At 62.8% G+C, this 16,576-nt stretch carries 19 protein-coding genes; 15 read left to right on the forward strand and 4 right to left on the reverse strand.

The features are described 5' to 3' along the window. Positions 1-210 precede the first annotated feature (210 nt). A complete protein-coding gene (locus DMY87_RS20710) occupies positions 211-1,716 on the forward strand; it encodes a replicative DNA helicase (protein ID WP_110793513.1) in 1,506 nt (501 codons plus the stop codon). A gap of 44 nt (positions 1,717-1,760) precedes the next feature. On the opposite strand, the gene DMY87_RS20715 is transcribed toward DMY87_RS20710, so the two are convergent. From DMY87_RS20715 to DMY87_RS20725, 3 genes are all read right to left on the reverse strand, one after another. Continuing rightward, complete coding sequence (locus tag DMY87_RS20715; RefSeq protein ID WP_110793514.1) at positions 1,761-2,063, reverse strand: AzlD family protein; 303 nt, start codon at positions 2,061-2,063, stop codon at positions 1,761-1,763. Then, positions 2,060-2,761 (reverse strand): AzlC family ABC transporter permease, encoded by a 702-nt coding sequence (locus DMY87_RS20720; protein WP_110793515.1) that lies wholly within the window; start codon positions 2,759-2,761, stop codon positions 2,060-2,062. The genes DMY87_RS20715 and DMY87_RS20720 overlap by 4 nt, the downstream gene beginning before the upstream one ends. A 67-nt stretch (positions 2,762-2,828) precedes the next feature. Continuing rightward, positions 2,829-3,692, reverse strand: coding sequence for an AraC family transcriptional regulator (locus DMY87_RS20725; protein ID WP_110793516.1), 864 nt, complete (start codon positions 3,690-3,692; stop codon positions 2,829-2,831). Between the two features lie 86 nt (positions 3,693-3,778). On the opposite strand from DMY87_RS20725, the gene alr reads away from it, so the two are divergent. The 10 genes from alr to DMY87_RS20775 all read left to right on the forward strand — a co-directional run bounded on the left by alr (position 3,779) and on the right by DMY87_RS20775 (position 11,958). After that, the gene (alr, locus tag DMY87_RS20730) at positions 3,779-4,945 is read left to right on the forward strand and encodes an alanine racemase (RefSeq protein WP_110793517.1); all 1,167 of its coding nucleotides are present in this window, start codon (positions 3,779-3,781) and stop codon (positions 4,943-4,945) included. Between the two features lie 88 nt (positions 4,946-5,033). Further along, entirely contained in the window at positions 5,034-5,273 is a 240-nt protein-coding gene (locus DMY87_RS20735) for a type II toxin-antitoxin system ParD family antitoxin (RefSeq protein ID WP_342588665.1), read from the forward strand. Beyond that, on the forward strand, positions 5,257-5,571 hold the full coding sequence (locus DMY87_RS20740) for a type II toxin-antitoxin system RelE/ParE family toxin (protein ID WP_110793519.1): 315 nt from the start codon (positions 5,257-5,259) through the stop codon (positions 5,569-5,571). The genes DMY87_RS20735 and DMY87_RS20740 overlap by 17 nt, the downstream gene beginning before the upstream one ends. A gap of 3 nt (positions 5,572-5,574) precedes the next feature. Then, positions 5,575-6,978 (forward strand): DNA repair protein RadA, encoded by a 1,404-nt coding sequence (radA, locus tag DMY87_RS20745; RefSeq protein ID WP_110793520.1) that lies wholly within the window; start codon positions 5,575-5,577, stop codon positions 6,976-6,978. A 91-nt stretch (positions 6,979-7,069) separates the two neighbouring features. Further along, positions 7,070-7,687, forward strand: a complete 618-nt coding sequence (locus DMY87_RS20750) for a CvpA family protein (protein ID WP_110793521.1) — start codon at positions 7,070-7,072, stop codon at positions 7,685-7,687. Between the two features lie 140 nt (positions 7,688-7,827). Continuing rightward, complete coding sequence (purF, locus tag DMY87_RS20755; protein ID WP_110793522.1) at positions 7,828-9,318, forward strand: amidophosphoribosyltransferase; 1,491 nt, start codon at positions 7,828-7,830, stop codon at positions 9,316-9,318. A 35-nt stretch (positions 9,319-9,353) separates the two neighbouring features. Continuing rightward, entirely contained in the window at positions 9,354-10,094 is a 741-nt protein-coding gene (locus DMY87_RS20760) for an SDR family NAD(P)-dependent oxidoreductase (RefSeq protein ID WP_110793523.1), read from the forward strand. A gap of 60 nt (positions 10,095-10,154) precedes the next feature. Continuing rightward, positions 10,155-10,382, forward strand: coding sequence for a DUF2188 domain-containing protein (locus DMY87_RS20765; protein WP_110793524.1), 228 nt, complete (start codon positions 10,155-10,157; stop codon positions 10,380-10,382). A gap of 11 nt (positions 10,383-10,393) precedes the next feature. Continuing rightward, positions 10,394-11,011: a hypothetical protein gene (locus tag DMY87_RS20770; protein ID WP_110793525.1), complete on the forward strand. Its 618-nt coding sequence runs from the start codon at positions 10,394-10,396 to the stop codon at positions 11,009-11,011. Positions 11,012-11,079: 68 nt separating this feature from the next. Further along, positions 11,080-11,958, forward strand: a complete 879-nt coding sequence (locus tag DMY87_RS20775; RefSeq protein ID WP_110793526.1) for a DMT family transporter — start codon at positions 11,080-11,082, stop codon at positions 11,956-11,958. On the opposite strand, the gene DMY87_RS20780 is transcribed toward DMY87_RS20775, so the two are convergent. Next, the gene (locus DMY87_RS20780; protein ID WP_165826380.1) at positions 11,959-13,206 is read right to left on the reverse strand and encodes a GGDEF domain-containing protein; all 1,248 of its coding nucleotides are present in this window, start codon (positions 13,204-13,206) and stop codon (positions 11,959-11,961) included. A gap of 306 nt (positions 13,207-13,512) precedes the next feature. Here DMY87_RS20780 and cysS point away from each other — a divergent pair, with 306 nt between their 5' ends. The 4 genes from cysS to DMY87_RS20800 all read left to right on the forward strand — a co-directional run bounded on the left by cysS (position 13,513) and on the right by DMY87_RS20800 (position 16,576). Beyond that, a complete protein-coding gene (gene cysS / locus DMY87_RS20785; RefSeq protein WP_110793528.1) occupies positions 13,513-14,997 on the forward strand; it encodes a cysteine--tRNA ligase in 1,485 nt (494 codons plus the stop codon). A 1-nt stretch (position 14,998) separates the two neighbouring features. Further along, positions 14,999-15,493, forward strand: coding sequence for a GFA family protein (locus DMY87_RS20790; RefSeq protein ID WP_110793529.1), 495 nt, complete (start codon positions 14,999-15,001; stop codon positions 15,491-15,493). Positions 15,494-15,620: 127 nt separating this feature from the next. Continuing rightward, entirely contained in the window at positions 15,621-16,088 is a 468-nt protein-coding gene (locus DMY87_RS20795; RefSeq protein ID WP_110793530.1) for a GFA family protein, read from the forward strand. Further along, positions 16,085-16,576 (forward strand): GFA family protein, encoded by a 492-nt coding sequence (locus tag DMY87_RS20800; protein ID WP_110793531.1) that lies wholly within the window; start codon positions 16,085-16,087, stop codon positions 16,574-16,576. Before DMY87_RS20795 ends, DMY87_RS20800 begins: the two co-directional genes overlap by 4 nt.

Below are 16,576 nucleotides of genomic sequence, written 5' to 3' on the forward strand. Positions count from 1 at the left end.
CATGTCGTACAATCATGGGTGCCGCAGCGATTCGTCGGCGAGCCGTCAAGTGCTTCGCCGGGACGTTCGACAAGTGCCGCCCGAACCACCTGTTGATAACTGGGGACAACCCGAAAAACGTGAGTGGGCGGGAGACGCTTGTTGACTGTGGCGACGCGGGTCGCCAAACCCTGATGCCACGCTCCCAACGACGAAGAAATTTGTGACACCATGATCGATGCCGTTCGCAACATTGCGCGCCCGCAGGCGCCTCAGGCCCCCGAACCGCTCTACCGGGAAGCGCCGAACAATATCGAAGCCGAGCAGGCGCTGCTCGGCGCGCTGCTGGTCAACAACGATGCCTATTACCGGGTCTCGGACTTTCTGAAAGCCGAACATCTTTACGAGCCGCTGCACCGGAAGATCTTCGAGGTGGCGTCCGAAATCATCCGCATGGGCAAGACGGCAAACCCCGTCACCATCAAGACCTTCCTGCCGGCCGACCAGAAGGTCGGTGATCTCACGGTTGCGCAATATCTTGCGCGGCTGGCGTCCGAAGCCGTCACAATCATCAATGCGGAAGATTATGGTCGCGCTATCTATGATCTGGCGCTGCGCCGCTCGCTGATCCAGATTGGCGAGGACGTCGTCAACATCGCCTATGACGCGCCGCTCGACATGCCGCCGCAGGCGCAGATCGAAGACACCGAGCGCCGGCTCTTCGCGCTCGCCGAAAACGGCCGCTACGACGGCGGCTTCCAGTCCTTCTCAGATGCTGTTGCCCAGGCCGTCGACATGGCGGGTGCCGCCTTCGAGCGCGACGGTAACCTCTCGGGTATCTCGACCGGCATCAGCTCGCTCGATTCGAAGATGGGCGGGTTGCAGCGCTCCGACTTGATCGTGCTTGCCGGACGTCCGGGTATGGGTAAGACCTCGCTTGCCACGAACATCGCCTGGAACATCGCGGCAGCCTATGAGCCGGAAGTTCTGCCGGATGGCTCCTTCAAGGCGAAGAACGGCGGCGTCGTCGGCTTCTACTCGCTCGAAATGTCGTCCGAACAGCTTGCCACCCGTATCATGTCCGAGCAGACGGAAGTCTCCTCGTCGAAGATCCGTCGTGGTGAGATCACCGAACACGAATTCGAAAAGCTGGTCGGCTTTTCCCAGACCATGCAGAAGGTGCCGCTGTTCATCGACCAGACCGGTGGCATCTCGATCGCCCAGCTTTCAGCCCGTGCGCGCCGCCTGAAGCGCCAGCGCGGCCTCGATTGCCTGGTGGTGGACTATATCCAGCTGATGACGGGTGCCGGCAAGGCGGGTGAAAACCGCGTGCAGGAAATCACCCAGATCACCACGGGCCTGAAATCGCTCGGCAAGGAACTGGCCGTGCCGATCATTGCGCTGTCGCAGCTGTCGCGTCAGGTGGAAAGCCGCGAAGACAAGCGCCCCCAGCTCTCCGACCTTCGCGAATCGGGCTCGATCGAGCAGGACGCCGACGTCGTGCTCTTCGTGTTCCGCGAAGAATATTACGTGAAGAACCTCGAACCGCGCGATCTCGCCGATCCCAAATATCCGGAATGGGAAGCGCTGATGGACAAGGTGAAGGGCACAGCCGACGTCATCATCGCCAAGCAGCGTCACGGACCGACCGGCACCGTCAAGCTCGCCTTCCAGTCGGAATTCACCCGCTTTGCGGATCTGGCCGATCCGAGCTTCATTCAATACGAAGAGCCGTGAGATCGAGGGCGCCGCGAGGCGCCCTTTCTGCATCTGCATCTGCGTCAGAGGCCGGCAGCGCGCAGAAGCGCCACCGAGACGACGCCGAGCGCTGCTGCCGGCAACAGGGACAGGCGGAGTGCCGCCACGACCACGATCACGCATCCAATCGTCTCCGGCCAGCCGGTGGCAAAGGCCGTTGGTGCGACGACGGCCATCAGCACGGCGGGCGGCACGGTGGCCAGCGCTTTTTCGGCGCCCGCACCGAGTTTGAGGCGACGCACGAGGAACGCGCCGGAGAAGCGGGTGAAGACGGTGGCGGCCATCATGCCGAGGATGGTGGCGAGGGTTGCCGGATCAAGCGTCATGCCACCTGCTCCTTCTGCGTAAGCGGGATAAAGGCAGCCCCGAGGCCGGCGAGCGCGCCAGCGGCGATGTACCAGGCGCCGGGCACCAGTGCGTGGACGGTCAGTGCCGCAACACCACTTGCGGCCAGCACCAGCCCGGTCTCCCTGCCCTTCCAGAATCCCGTCAGCAGTACGATGAAGACCGCCGGGAAGGCGAAATCCAGGCCATAGACGGCGATGTCGCCGATCAGCGCTCCGAAGAGTGCGCCGGCCAGGCTCGAGGCCACCCAGCCGAGATAGAAGGGCAAGGCAAGCCCCAGGTAAAAGGCGGGGGTCAAGACCGTCGTCCTCGCCCGCGCCTCCGCCAGGGCCCAGTTCTCATCGGCCATGACGAAGAGCGTCGGCAGCTTCTGCCAGGGGCGAAAGAGGCCAAGGCTGCGCTCCAGCGAGGCCCCCATCAGGATGTGGCGGAGATTGACAAGCAGGGCCGCGAAGCCGAGCGCCGTCCAGGAGGCCGGGTGGCTCCACAGATCCATGGCGACGAACTGCGAACCGCCGGCAAAGACGAGCGCGCTCATCAGCACCGTCTCCAGCGGCGACAAGCCATTGCCGGTCGCCACCGCGCCGAAGACGAAGCCGATGGGGGCCGCAGCGATGATCAAGGGAAGAATGGCGCGAAAGCCGTCGATGGCTTCGCGGCGGAATGCATGTTCTGTCATGGGACCTCCTGTTGGCGGAGGATCTAGCCGGCTTGGTCGGCGTGGTCTTGAACGAAAGTGACCGAAGTCAACCGGCGCGAAAGACGGCGGGCGTTAGGCCCGTGCGCGCCTTGAACTGACGCGTCAGATGCGCCTGATCGGCAAAGCCGCAGGCCTGGGCGGTGTCGGACGGCGTTGCGCCGCAACGCAGCAGATGTCGCGCATGGCGGATGCGCAGGTCCGTCTGGAAGGCATGCGGCGTGATGAAATAGTGCTTGCGAAAGGCGCGGATCATGTGAGCGCGGCTGAGACCGGCGACCCTGGCCAGGGTTTCCAGGCCCAGTTCCTCGGCGAAATGTTCGGCGATGTAATCGCGCACGCGGCGCATGGCGAGCGGCTCGCCGTAATCGGGCGCGCGAATGATTTCGCTGCCGTGGCGGGCAAACATGGTGGCGAGCACGGAGTACATGCTCTCCTCGCCCTCCAGCGCGCTCGTGTCCCCATCCTCCAACCGTCGGTGCGCCACGTTGAAGGCGCGGGCCAGTTCCGGATCGGTGAGCAACTGCCGCCCGAAACTGGGGCTGCCGTGAAAGGCCTTGCCGGTGACGTCCTCGATGATCTCCACCAGCAGTTCAGTATCCGGATAGATCATCCGGTACCGGTATCCATCAGGCTCGCCCGGCTGGCCGTCATGCACTTCGCCGGGATTGATCAGGTAGAGAGCACCTGGCCCGGTAAACTCGCGGGTGCCCCGGATGCTCGCCACCTGGCAGCCCTTCTCGATCGCGCCGATCGAAAAGGTGTCGTGTGAATGGGGCGAGAATTCGTGGGTGATGAAAGAGGCCGTCAGGCATTCCATCGCGCGGAAACGCCCATCACGCCAGAAGCGCGTCCGCTCGATCCTAGAGACCGGATAGGCTTCGGCCGCCTGCTGCTGCGAAACACTGTGCATAGCAGCATAATATCCGGCGGCCGCATTTTCGTCTTGAAGAAAAGTGCTAGGGTCGCTCGATCCCGCCCTAAAGACGCAAAGTTATCATGACCGACAGATTTGACATCATCGACGCGCCGGACGATTTCCTGGCCGCTCCGCTCCGCCTGACGGTGGACCTTTCCGCCATCGCCGACAACTGGCGCGACATGGCAAAGCGCTCGGGCAAGGCGCGGACGGCGGCCGTGGTCAAGGCCGATGCCTATGGCCTCGGGATCGAGGATGTCGGACAGGTGCTCTACCATGCCGGCGCGCGGGACTTCTTCGTCGCCGTGCCGGCCGAGGGCGTAACCCTCAGGCCGTACGCGCCGGAGGCGCGGATCTTCGTTCTCTCCGGCATCTGGCCGGGCCAGGAAGAGGTGTTCTTCGACAACGATCTCGTGCCGGTCATCGCATCGGAGGAGCAGCTGGCCTTCTGGATGGCGCTTCTGTCGGAGCGCGGCCCCTACCCTTGCGCGCTGCATGTCGATACCGGCTTCAACCGGCTCGGCCTGCCGATGGCAGAAGCGATTGCGCTGACCGACGACGTCTCGCGCCCGGCGAGCCTTGATCCCGTTCTGGTCATGAGCCACCTCGCCTGCGGCGACGATCCATCGTCGCCGATGAACCGGCAGCAGCTTGAGTCTTTCCGGCAGGTTAGCGCGGCTTTCGAAGGCGTTGATTCAAGCCTTTCAGCGTCTGCCGGCACCTTCCTCGGTTCGGACTACCACTTCGATCTCACCCGTCCCGGCATCGCGCTTTATGGCGGCGAAGCGGTCAATGGGGTGAAGAACCCGATGCGCAGCGTCATTAAGGCGGAAGCGCGCATCCTGCAGGTGCGCGAGGCCAAGGCCGGAGAGACGGTGAGCTATGGCGCCAGCCATACGCTTTCCCGCGACAGCCGGCTGGCGATCGCCTCCGTCGGCTATGCGGACGGCTATCTGCGCAATCTCTCCGGCGCCGGTATCCCACTTCGGCAGACCGGCCTTGCCGGCGCGCACGGCGTGATCGGCGGCAAGCCGGTGCCCGTCGTCGGCCGTGTGACGATGGACCAGACGATCTTTGACGTGACCGATCTTGCACCGAATGCCGTGCGCGGCGGCGATTATATCGAGCTGGTCGGCCCCTCCATGCCGCTCGACGATGTGGCGCGGGCAGCCGGCACGATCGGCTACGAAATGCTGACAGGACTGGGTCTGCGCTACGAACGGCTCTATATCGAGGGCGACGACTGAGGACTGGCGCGGACCGATTTGTTCTGCTATTGTTCCCCCGCGATCCCATTTACGTCACTGTACGGAGTCCACCGTGCCGAGCATCCAGTTGAGCCAACAAGACGCCGAATTTGTCGAGGAACAGATGAATTCTGGCCTCTACGAGAGCGCTGACGCGGTGATCACGGCCGGCCTTGCGCTGCTGCGAGAGCAGGAGAAGGCCACTCTTCGCATGCTCATCCAGGAGGGGATCGATGACGTTGAAGCGGGACGCGTCCACACCTATGAAAATGCCGAGGCTTTCTTAGCCGACATGAAGCGTATGTTCGAAGATGCCCGCGAGCCGTAATGTCATCTGGTCCAGCGCAGCGCGGCGTGACATGCAAAGGATCTACTTCCACATTGCGCAGTTCAGCCCTTCATCTGCAGACACCTTCACACTCGATCTATATCGCAAAATTGAATCCCTTGCCGAACTCGGGCTCACTGGCATCCGACCTCCTGGTTTGGGCAATGTCATTCGCGTTTTCACCTATCGAGACCGCCGCTTCTTTGTCCGGGTCTCCGATCAATCGCTGACCGTGCTGCGCGTCATGCACGGCCGCCAAGACATATCTCCCAACGACTTCCCCGAAAGCGATCCGTAATTCATGGCCAAAGCCAAGACCCAATTCATCTGCCAGAACTGTGGCACGGTTCACTCCCGCTGGGCGGGCAAATGCGATGGCTGTGGCGAGTGGAACACCATCGTCGAGGAAGATCCCATGGGCGGGATTGGCTCCGGCCCCGGCAAGGTGCCGAAGAAGGGGCGTCCCGTCACGCTGACATCCCTCTCCGGCGAAATCGAGGAAGCGCCGCGCATTCCGACCGGCATGGGCGAACTGGACCGGGCCACCGGCGGCGGTTTCGTGCGCGGATCGGCGGTGCTGATCGGCGGCGATCCCGGGATTGGCAAATCGACGCTGCTGATGCAGGCGGCGGCAGCGCTTGCAAGGCGCGGTCATCGCGTCATCTATGTCTCGGGCGAAGAGGCGGTCGCGCAGGTCAGGCTTCGGGCACAGCGGCTGGGGGCTGCCGATACCGATGTGCTGCTCGCCGCCGAGACGAATGTCGAGGACATTCTCGCCACCATATCGGAGGGCAAACGGCCGGATCTCGTGATCATCGATTCCATCCAGACGCTGTGGAGCGATACCGCCGACAGCGCGCCGGGTACCGTCACCCAGGTGCGCACCGGCGTGCAGGCGATGATCCGCTATGCCAAGCAGACGGGCGCGACCATGGTGCTGGTCGGCCATGTCACGAAGGAGGGCCAGATCGCCGGTCCCCGCGTCGTCGAGCACATGGTCGATGCGGTCCTCTATTTCGAAGGCGATCGTGGCCATCACTACCGCATCCTGCGCACCGTCAAGAACCGCTTTGGGCCGACAGACGAGATCGGCGTCTTCGAAATGTCCGACAAGGGTCTGCGCGAGGTTGCCAACCCTTCAGAGCTTTTCCTCGGCGAGCGCAATGAAAAGGCGCCGGGCGCTGCCGTCTTTGCCGGCATGGAGGGCACCCGCCCCGTGCTCGTCGAAGTGCAGGCGTTGGTCGCCGCGACCTCGCTCGGAACACCGCGGCGCGCGGTGGTCGGCTGGGATTCGTCACGGCTTGCCATGATTTTGGCGGTATTGGAGGCGCATTGCGGGGTGCGGCTGGGGCAGCATGACGTCTACCTCAACGTCGCCGGTGGTTACCGGATCAGCGAACCTGCAGCGGATATGGCCATTGTCTCGGCTTTGGTTTCATCGCTTGCCGGTCTTGCCCTTCCGGCCGATTGCGTCTATTTCGGCGAAGTCAGCCTGTCAGGGGCGGTGCGGCCGGTGTCGCATACGGCCCAGAGGCTGAAAGAGGCGGAAAAGCTCGGTTTCTCCGCTGCGGTCCTGCCGGCTGCCTCACCGGACCTTCCCAAGGGTTCGAAGGGCAAATGGAGGGAAGTGGACAGCCTGCCCGATCTCGTGGCGCGCATCGCCGGCTCCCGGCTGAAAGCGCCAGTTGATCAGGAGGATGGTTGATCCGGTCCGACGCGTGACACGCACGCGTTCCGGCGGAATCGCGGTGACAATCAGGCCGGTTCCGATCGGCTAAGTCTTGGAGTTGGTGTCTATGCCCATTACGATTTTCGACGGTATCGTCATCGGCGTCGTGCTGTTTTCGGCGGTGCTGGCGATGGTGCGCGGCTTTTCGCGCGAGGTGCTGTCCATTGCGAGCTGGGCCGGATCCGTGGCCGCTGCCTATTACCTCTATCCGATGCTCGTGCCTTACGTGAAGAACTATACCAGCGATGACCGCATCGCACTTGCAGGTTCCGCCGGTATCATCTTCATCGTCGCGCTGATCGTGATCTCCTTCATCACGTCGCGCATCGCCGATTTCATCATCGACAGCCGTATCGGCGCGCTCGACCGCACCCTCGGCTTCCTGTTCGGCGCGGCGCGCGGCCTGCTGCTGCTGGTCGTTGCGGTCGCTTTCTGGAACTGGCTGATCGACGTGCGCCAGCGCCCTGACTGGGTGAACAATGCCAAGTCGAAGCCCTTCCTGGATTCGCTCGTGCTGAAGTTGGAAGCCGTTCTCCCGCAGGACATCGAACCGCAGATCCGCGAACGCATTCTGGGCCGCGAAGCGCCGCAGGCCGACGGCACGGGCGACAATGCACCGGCCGAACAGGCGCCTGCCGAACAGACGCCGTCCGACGACACCCCGGCCCAGCCGGCGACACCCTGAGACGAATACTGATGGGCGCGCGGCCTTGGCGCCGCGCGAACCAGCTCCCATATCAACGCCGCCGGATCGGGACAGACCGGCGGCTTAGCCGTTAGAAGCCCAGCATCCTTGCATCTGTCCCCGGAGCAAAGGCCCTCGCCATGAAGCAGTTCAGCCCTTCTTATGTCGTGTATGGCAGCCATGACGACAAGTATCACGAGGAATGCGGGGTCTTCGGGATCCTCGGGCATCCGGATGCCTCGACGCTGACGGCGCTTGGACTTCACGCGCTCCAGCATCGCGGCCAGGAAGCGGCCGGTATCGTCTCCTTCGACGGCCGACAGTTCTACACCGAAAAACACATGGGCCTGGTCGGCGACCACTACACCAATCCGGTGACGCTGGCGAAGCTGCCCGGCCCGCAGGCGATCGGCCACACCCGCTATTCGACGACAGGCGAAGTGGCGCTGCGCAACGTGCAGCCGCTGTTTGCCGAACTCGAAGAGGGCGGCATCGCCATTGCCCATAACGGCAACTTCACCAATGGCCTGACGCTGCGTCGCCAGATCATCGCCACCGGCGCGATCTGCCAGTCGACATCCGATACCGAAGTCGTGCTGCATCTCATCGCCCGCTCGCGCCATGCCTCGACCACCGACCGCTTCATCGATGCTATCCGGCAGATGGAAGGCGGCTATGCGATGATCGCGCTCACCCGCACCAAGCTAATCGCCGCCCGCGACCCGATCGGCATCCGACCGCTCGTGATGGGTGATCTCGACGGCAAGCCGATCTTCTGTTCGGAGACCTGTGCGCTCGACATCATCGGCGCCAAGTTCGTGCGCGACGTGAAGAACGGCGAAGTGATCATCTGCGAAACGCAGCCTGATGGCTCTGTCACCATCGAATCCCGCATGCCGGCACGGCCGCAGCCGGAACGCGTCTGCCTGTTCGAATATGTCTATTTCGCCCGTCCCGATTCGGTCGTCGCCGGTCGCAACGTCTACACCACGCGCAAGAAGGCCGGCATGAACCTCGCGCTCGAAGCGCCTGTCGAAGCCGATGTCGTGGTACCGGTTCCCGATGGCGGCACGCCGGCAGCGCTCGGTTATGCGCAGCAGAGTGGCATCCCCTTCGAATACGGCATCATCCGCAACCATTATGTCGGGCGTACCTTCATCGAGCCGACCCAGCAGATCCGCGCCTTCGGCGTCAAGCTCAAGCATTCCGCCAACCGGGCAATGATCGAGGGCAAGCGGGTGGTTCTGGTCGACGATTCCATCGTGCGCGGCACGACATCGCTCAAGATCGTGCAGATGATCCGCGATGCCGGCGCCAAGGAAGTGCATATTCGCGTTGCAAGCCCGATGATCTTCCATCCGGATTTCTACGGCATCGACACGCCGGATGCGGAAAAGCTGCTCGCCAACCAGTATCTCGGCATCGAGGCCATGGCGAAATACATTGGCGCGGACTCCCTCGCCTTCCTGTCGATCGACGGGCTCTACAAGGCGGTCGGCGGCAAGCCGCGTGATCCGGCCAACCCGCAGTTCACCGACCACTATTTCACCGGCGACTATCCGACCCGCCTGCTCGACAAGGAAAGCGAGAAGCCGGGCCGCAAGGAATCCATGCTCGCCGCCAACGGCTGAGCCACACGACCAAAGATCATACGACAGGAATTTCCATGACCATCGACCTCAAGGGCCGGATCGCGCTCGTCACCGGCGCCTCGCGCGGCATCGGCTATTTCACCGCGATCGAACTGGCCAAAGCCGGCGCGCATGTCATTGCCTGCGCCCGCACCGTCGGTGGCCTGGAAGATCTTGACGATGCAATCAAGGCCGTCGGCGGGTCGGCGACACTGGTCCCCTTCGACCTCGCCGATATGGCGGCCATCGATCAGCTCGGCGGTCATATCTTTGAGCGCTGGGGCAAGCTTGATATTGCCGTGCTGAACGCCGGCGTGCTCGGCGTCATCTCGCCGATCGGTCATGTCGAGGCGAAGGTCTTCGACAAGGTCATGACGATCAACGTCAACGCCACCTGGCGCCTGATCCGTTCGCTGGAACCGCTGCTGATCAAGTCCGATCAGGGCCGCGTTCTGATCCTGTCGTCCGGTGCTGCGCACAAGTGCAAGCCCTTCTGGGGGCCCTACTCCGCCTCCAAGGCCGCCGTCGAGGCGCTCGCCCGCACCTGGGCTGCCGAAACCCAGCGCCTGCCGCTGCGCATCCTCTCCGTCGATCCGGGTGCCACGCGCACGGCCATGCGCGCCCAGGCGATGCCCGGAGAAGATCCGGACACGCTGCCGCATCCCTCGGAAGTCGCAGCCAAGCTGTTGCCACTGGTCGGACCGGAGCAGACGGAAACAGGCAAGCTCTACGTGGTGCGCGAAGACAAGGTGCTCGACTACCGTATGCCGGAGTAAGCCACTGGCAGTTCTAACGCGTTTCCACTATATTGAAGCGTGTTGGAGCGAATGAGAGCGATGGCAAGGACAAAAGCACAGCATGTGGTTCCGAGGTCCGGCAAATGGGGCGTTTTAAGCGCAGGCGCGACCCGCGCCACTAGCCTTCATCCGACCCAGGGCGAAGCCATCGAGACCGCCCGTGAAATCGCGCGAAGCAATCGTACCGAGCTTTACATCCATGGGAAAGACGGTCGCATTCGCGAACGAAGCAGTTTCGGCAACGATCCGGTTCCTCCCAAGGGCTAACGGACGAGGCCATGTTCGAACGTTCAGTGTTCATCAACTGCCCGTTCGACGACGATTACGCTCCCCTTCTCCAAGCCATTGCCTTCTGTGTCACCTTTCTCGGATTTCAGCCGCGCCTGGCCCCGCAGAATGGCGACAATGCGATCAATCGACTGAATCGCATCGACGACATCGTCAGAACGTCGAAGTACGGAATTCACGATCTCAGTCGGAACAGGGCTAAGCTCGAAGGCGAATTCGCGCGGATGAACATGCCATTCGAGCTGGGTATCGACTATGGCTGCAAAACATTTGGCGCGGCGCCTCTGCCCACCAAGTGCATTCTGGTTCTCGAGGAAAAGCGCTACGACTATCAGAAATGCCTGTCAGACATCGCGGGTTGGGACATTGAGGCACACGGGGGCAATTACCAGGCCGCCATTCGGAAGGTGCGGGGATGGCTCGTGCGACAGGCAGCAGCTCCGCCAAAGGGCGCGACACTGATCGAAAGCCGATATGCGGTTTTCCAGCAATGGTATTGGGCGCGAGAACTTGATGCAGGCGCGTCCGAAGATGACATTCGTGAGTACCCTACAGTCGATGTCGTCGATGCCATGCAACAGTGGATGGAAGTCGGCCAGCCTGACTGATCGCTTTGTGGTGGGAGATTCTGTCGTTAAGACTCCAGCCCAGCCCCCATAGTCATCGATTGCCTCCCATGACCCCCAGAGATTTTGCCGCCTATGCCTATCTGTCTCTGGCGTGGGGACTTTCCTTCCTTTTGCTGCTGCATGTCGTCGATGCCTTCGGCTGGATCGGGGCGGTGACGTTTCGCTGCTTCATTGCCGGCGCACTTCTCTATGTGATCGCGCGGCTGATGCGTCGCCGGCTGGATTTCAGCGCCGGCTGGCTGCCCTTTGTCATGGTGGGTGCCACGACGGTTGCCGGGCAGTTGGTTGGCCTCTCCTATGCGACGCCCCTCATCGGCACGGCCATGGCTGCCATCTTTGTTGCCTCCATCCCGCTCTTCTCCATGGTCATTGCACAGCTATGGGGCCTGGAGCGGATAACGCCGGCGCGAATTGTCGGGCTGGCTCTCGGGACGATCGGCATCGTCATGCTCGTAGGCTTTCCGGCGGTCCCCGTCACGGGTGCCTTCCTGCTGGGGTGCGCGGCCATGGTCGGCTCGACCTTTTCCGCCGCATTCGGCAGCAATTATGCCAGCCGGCATCTGTCGGGCACCGGGCCGTGGGAGGTGACGATCGGCTCCTTCATTGCGGGCGGCCTGCTGACGCTGCCGCTCCTCTGGTTCGTGCCCGTGCCCGCGCATCCGGCCGCCATCGATTATCTCTACCTTGTCGCCTTGGCGGCGCTGATGAGCGCACTCACCTACGTGCTCTACTTCGGCCTCGTCAAAAGCATCGGGGCCACGGCTGCGATCAGCGTGGAATTCGTCGTGACGGTCGTGGCAGTTCTGGTGGGTGCACTGGTGCTCGACGAGCCGCTTACGCTGATGCAGCTCTGCGGCGGGGTCGTGATCATCATCGGCTGCGCGCTGGTTCTCGGGCTGTTTCGCCGTCCGCAGTCCGCGCGCTGATCACACTGAGCCGCGTCGCCGCGTGCGGGCCACAGGGTGGCCGTGCATCGCGACCTTGAACGGTTCGAGCTGAAGGCTCGCCCTTTCGACCATGACGACAGGATCATGCAGGCGCACACAGTTTCGGCCATCCGCCTTGGCCTTGTAGAGCGCGGCATCGGCTTCGGCGAGCAGCGTGTCCAGCTGAACGCTCGGATCGGAGGAGGTCGAGACGCCGATGCTGACGGTGATGGGGATATGGGTCGCGCCGCCTTCATGCATGCCGGCAATCGCTTGCCTGAAATTCTCCGCGATCGCCAAGCCTTGCTGGCCGCTTGCCCTCGGCAGCAGACAGGCAAACTCCTCGCCGCCGATCCGTGCAAAGATCCAGCTCTTGGGCATGCGCTTCTCGATGGCACGAGAGAAGGCCCGAAGCACCTGATCGCCGGTGGCATGACCATGGGTATCATTGATATGCTTGAAGTGGTCGAGATCGAATAACAGGAGGGCGGCCTTGCCCTCTTCGCGCGCCAGAATGGACTGCGCTGTCATGACGAAAGTGCGCCGGTTGGCGAGATTGGTGAGTGGATCGCGCTCCGAAGCCAGCCGGTAGCGCCGCTCGTCGCGCTCCTTGGCAAGAATCAGCAGCGAGATCAGGGACAGGACGATGAGCAGCGAGTTGATCAGCGCAACGAGCGCAAACCAGTGGGCATTGCCACCGTCCGCCGCATAAGGCGGCGCAATCAACAGGGAAAGCGGCAGAACGAGGAACCAGACCAGACCCCTGAGCGCATTGGCGACCACCGCAAGCGTGCGAGACGGCAGAGGCTCGGCGATGCGTCCCCGCCAGATGTCACGGGCTGTGAGTAGACAGTAGGGTGCGATCAGCAGCCCCAGAACGGCTCCGCGGAGCGCAACCGAGTCCTGGAATGCCGGCACAAGCCAGCAGAAGAGCCAGATGACCCCACCCGCGCCAGACTTGAGCTTGGACAGGTCCCTGCCCTCGAAGGCCGCAACGGCCTGCCAATAGAGCCCCGCCCCCAGGATAGCCAGTCCCAGGCCGACGCCGGAGGCGAGCGGCAATGGCAGGATCGTGCGGCACCCGTGCAAGGCCATGCCGGCACAGGTGGACGCCCCTGCCAGGACGAGCATGGCAAGCACCACATTGGGACGCTCGCGCGCCCACATATAGGCACACAAAAGCGTCGAGATCAGCGTCGCCATTCCATGGACGACGAGGATCGTCGGCAGGTGCAGGGTCAGTTCCATGTCGAAGGTCATCTCCGCAGGTGATATATCCCTCACACCATAAGAGCTGCATGATTGACAAAGGCTTACCCGTATATGGTGTTAATGTGGACAGCCCCCTCTTGCCGCTTCGCCTTGAGCGCGCAACCGCCCTTGACCAAAACCCGGACCCGCGCCATAACAGCGCCCATGAAAACGCGCCTCTGCATCATTTGCGGGACCATTATTCGCTAGCGCTTCGCTGGCCTGGCCGTTTTCGTCTCCTGCATAGACCCAGATGACAAACGACCCGGTCCAGCCGGGTATCATTCGTTCTGGGAGTTTCACATGGCCGGCGGCCTCAAGCTTTACAACACGCTCACACGCGACAAGGTCGATTTCGAACCGATCGACCCCGATAATGTGCGCCTGTATGCCTGCGGCCCGACCGTCTACGACTTTGCCCATATCGGCAATGCGCGGCCCGTCATCGTCTTCGACGTGCTCTTCCGGCTGCTGCGCCACACCTATGGCGCAGACAACGTCACCTATGTGCGCAACATCACGGACGTCGACGACAAGATCAACGCGCGCGCCCTGCGCGATTTCGGATCGCAGATCGCCGATGGCTCGATGAGCCTCAACGAGGCGATCCGGGCCGTAACCGGCAAGACGGAGAGCCAGTTCCACGAGGACGTTGCCGCTCTCGGCTGCCTGAAGCCCACCGTGGAGCCGCGCGCGACCGACAACATTGCCCAGATGATCACCATCATCCAGCGGTTGCTCGACATGGGCCATGCCTATGTGGCGACCGGTTCGGAAGGGCATGAAGTGCTGTTTTCGACCGCCTCCATGGCGGATTACGGCATGCTGTCGAAGCGCAAGCTTGAAGACCAGCAGGCGGGCGCGCGCGTGGCCGTCGAAAACCACAAGATGAACCCCGCCGATTTCGTGCTGTGGAAACAGTCTGAAGACACTGAACCCGGCTGGCCGGCAAGCTACAGCTTCGAGGGCAAGACCCATGCGATCTACGGGCGCCCCGGCTGGCATATCGAATGCTCTGCCATGTCCGACCGCTATCTCTGGGAAGAGATCAAGGACCGGCTGTCGCCGAAAGCCAAGGCCAAGCCGCACCAGTTCGACATTCATGGCGGTGGCCTCGACCTGATCTTCCCGCACCACGAAAACGAGATCGCCCAGTCCTGCTGCGCCTTCGACAACGACCTGATGGCAACCGTGTGGATGCATAACGGCTTCCTGCAGGTCGAAGGCCGCAAGATGTCGAAGTCGGAAGGCAACTTTGTCACGATCAACGAGTTGCTCGCGACGGAGACATTCGGTGGACGGATTTGGCCGGGCGAAGTGCTGCGGCTTGCCATGCTGATGACGCATTACCGCGAACCGATTGATTTTTCGGTGAAGCGGCTGGAAGAGGCGGAGCGTCTGCTGGCGAAATGGCCGGCGGGCGATGCCAGCGATGCGGCCCCGGATGCCTCTGTGCTCGTAGCGCTCTCCGACGACCTCAACACGGTGGCCGCCGTGCAGGCAGTGCATGCGCTTGCCCAGGCGGCAAACGCCGATCCATCGAAGCTGCCGTTGTTTGTTGCGTCCGCGGCTCTCCTGGGTGTTGCTCCCAAGAAGGCCGAAGTCAGCGACGACCTCACTGCCGCCGTGCAAGCCTTGGTCGATCTGCGCCTCGAAATGCTGAAGGCGAAGAACTTCGCCGAGGCCGACCGTATCCGTGACGAGCTTGCCGCCAAAAGCATCCAGCTCAAGGACGGCAAGGACAAGGAGACCGGCGAGCGGGTGACGACCTGGGAGGTCAAGCGGTAAGATGGTTTCGGCTGCGGTGCAGAGATCAGTGCATACCGGCGGCTGCCAGTGTGGCGCCGTGCGCTTCCGCATGCAGGGGGCGCCGAAGGATGTCTCCGTCTGTCACTGCCGCATGTGCCAGAAGGCGTTCGGTGCCTATTACGCGCCGCTCGTTGCCGTCGGCGACGCCGAGGTCACCTGGACGCGGGGCGCGCCGAAGCGCTTTGCCTCGTCCAACTTCGTGCAACGCGGCTTTTGCGGCGATTGCGGCACACCGCTGACCTATGAGGCACCCGACGGGCTGTCGCTGGCGGCCGGCGCCTTCGACGATCCCTCGCAGATGCCGCCGACTATCCAGTTCGGCGTCGAGTGCAAGCTGTCCTTCGTCGACGCCATCCCTGCCCTGCCGGAACGCGCGACGCTGGATGATCTCGAAGACGCGCCCTTTCTGACCGACGTCGTGTCCTACCAGCATCCGGACCGGGACACGCAGCAGTGGCCGGAGCCCACGCCATGACCCAGCCGAACCCCAATACGAAGATGCCAAAATGGCTGCTCTACGGGCTGATCGCCAAGGGCGTGTTGATTGCCGCCGTCATCATCGGCGTCACCCTTTACATGACGATGCGATAAGGAGAGTAGGCATGAGCGACGTTCATTCCGGCGGCTGCCAGTGTGGTGCGGTGCGGTTCCAGGCTTCCAAGCTGGGCCGGCCGTCGATCTGCCATTGCCGCATGTGCCAGAAGCAGTTCGGCTCCTTCTTCGGCGCCTTCGTCACCGCCGACCAGGCACACCTGACCTGGACGCGCGGACAGCCGATGCTTTTCCGTTCCTCGGCCAAGGTGAAGCGTGGCTTCTGCGCGAAATGCGGCACGCCGCTCACCTATCAGCATCCCGGCGGCGTCGAACTCGCGATCGGCGCCTTCGATCATCCGGAGCGTTTCGAGCCGCAGATCCAGGTGAACCATCACCGGCGCCTGCCCTGGATCGATCAGCTCTTCGAGAAGCCTGTCTATACCAGCCCCGAGTATGAGGCCTTCTTCGCCTCGATCGAAAGCTTCCAGCACCCGGACCACGACACGGCTCAATGGCCACCGGAGGATGATCAATGACCCGTCAGGTGCATTCCGGCGGCTGCCAGTGCGGCGCGATCCGCTACAGAATAGCGGGCGAGCTCGGATATCCGCATATCTGTCACTGCCGCATGTGCCAGAAGGCGAGCGGCAATTTCTTCATGGCGCTGGCCGGCTCGCGCCAGGAGGATTTCCTCCTGATGCGGGGCGAACCCAGCTGGTTCCAGTCATCCGACCCGTGCGGGCGCGGCTTCTGCAAGGACTGCGGCACGCCACTCTTCTTCCGCACCAAGGGCTCGCCCTATATCAGCGTGACGATCGGCAGCCTCGACAAGCCTGATCTCGTTGAGCCCGTCTCGCAGGACGGGGTCGAGAGCCGCGTTTCCTATTTCGACAAGCTCTTCCAACTTCCGCAAAACGAAACCGACCGCTCGGACCTGCCGGCGGGCACGGCCGGGATTGCGGCGACCTCGCGCCAGCATCCCGATCACGATACGGTGGCCTGGCCGCCGAAGAAGGACATTTGA

It is taken from the genome of Peteryoungia wuzhouensis, assembly GCF_003205195.1.
GTDB classification, from domain to species: domain Bacteria; phylum Pseudomonadota; class Alphaproteobacteria; order Rhizobiales; family Rhizobiaceae; genus Allorhizobium; species Allorhizobium wuzhouense.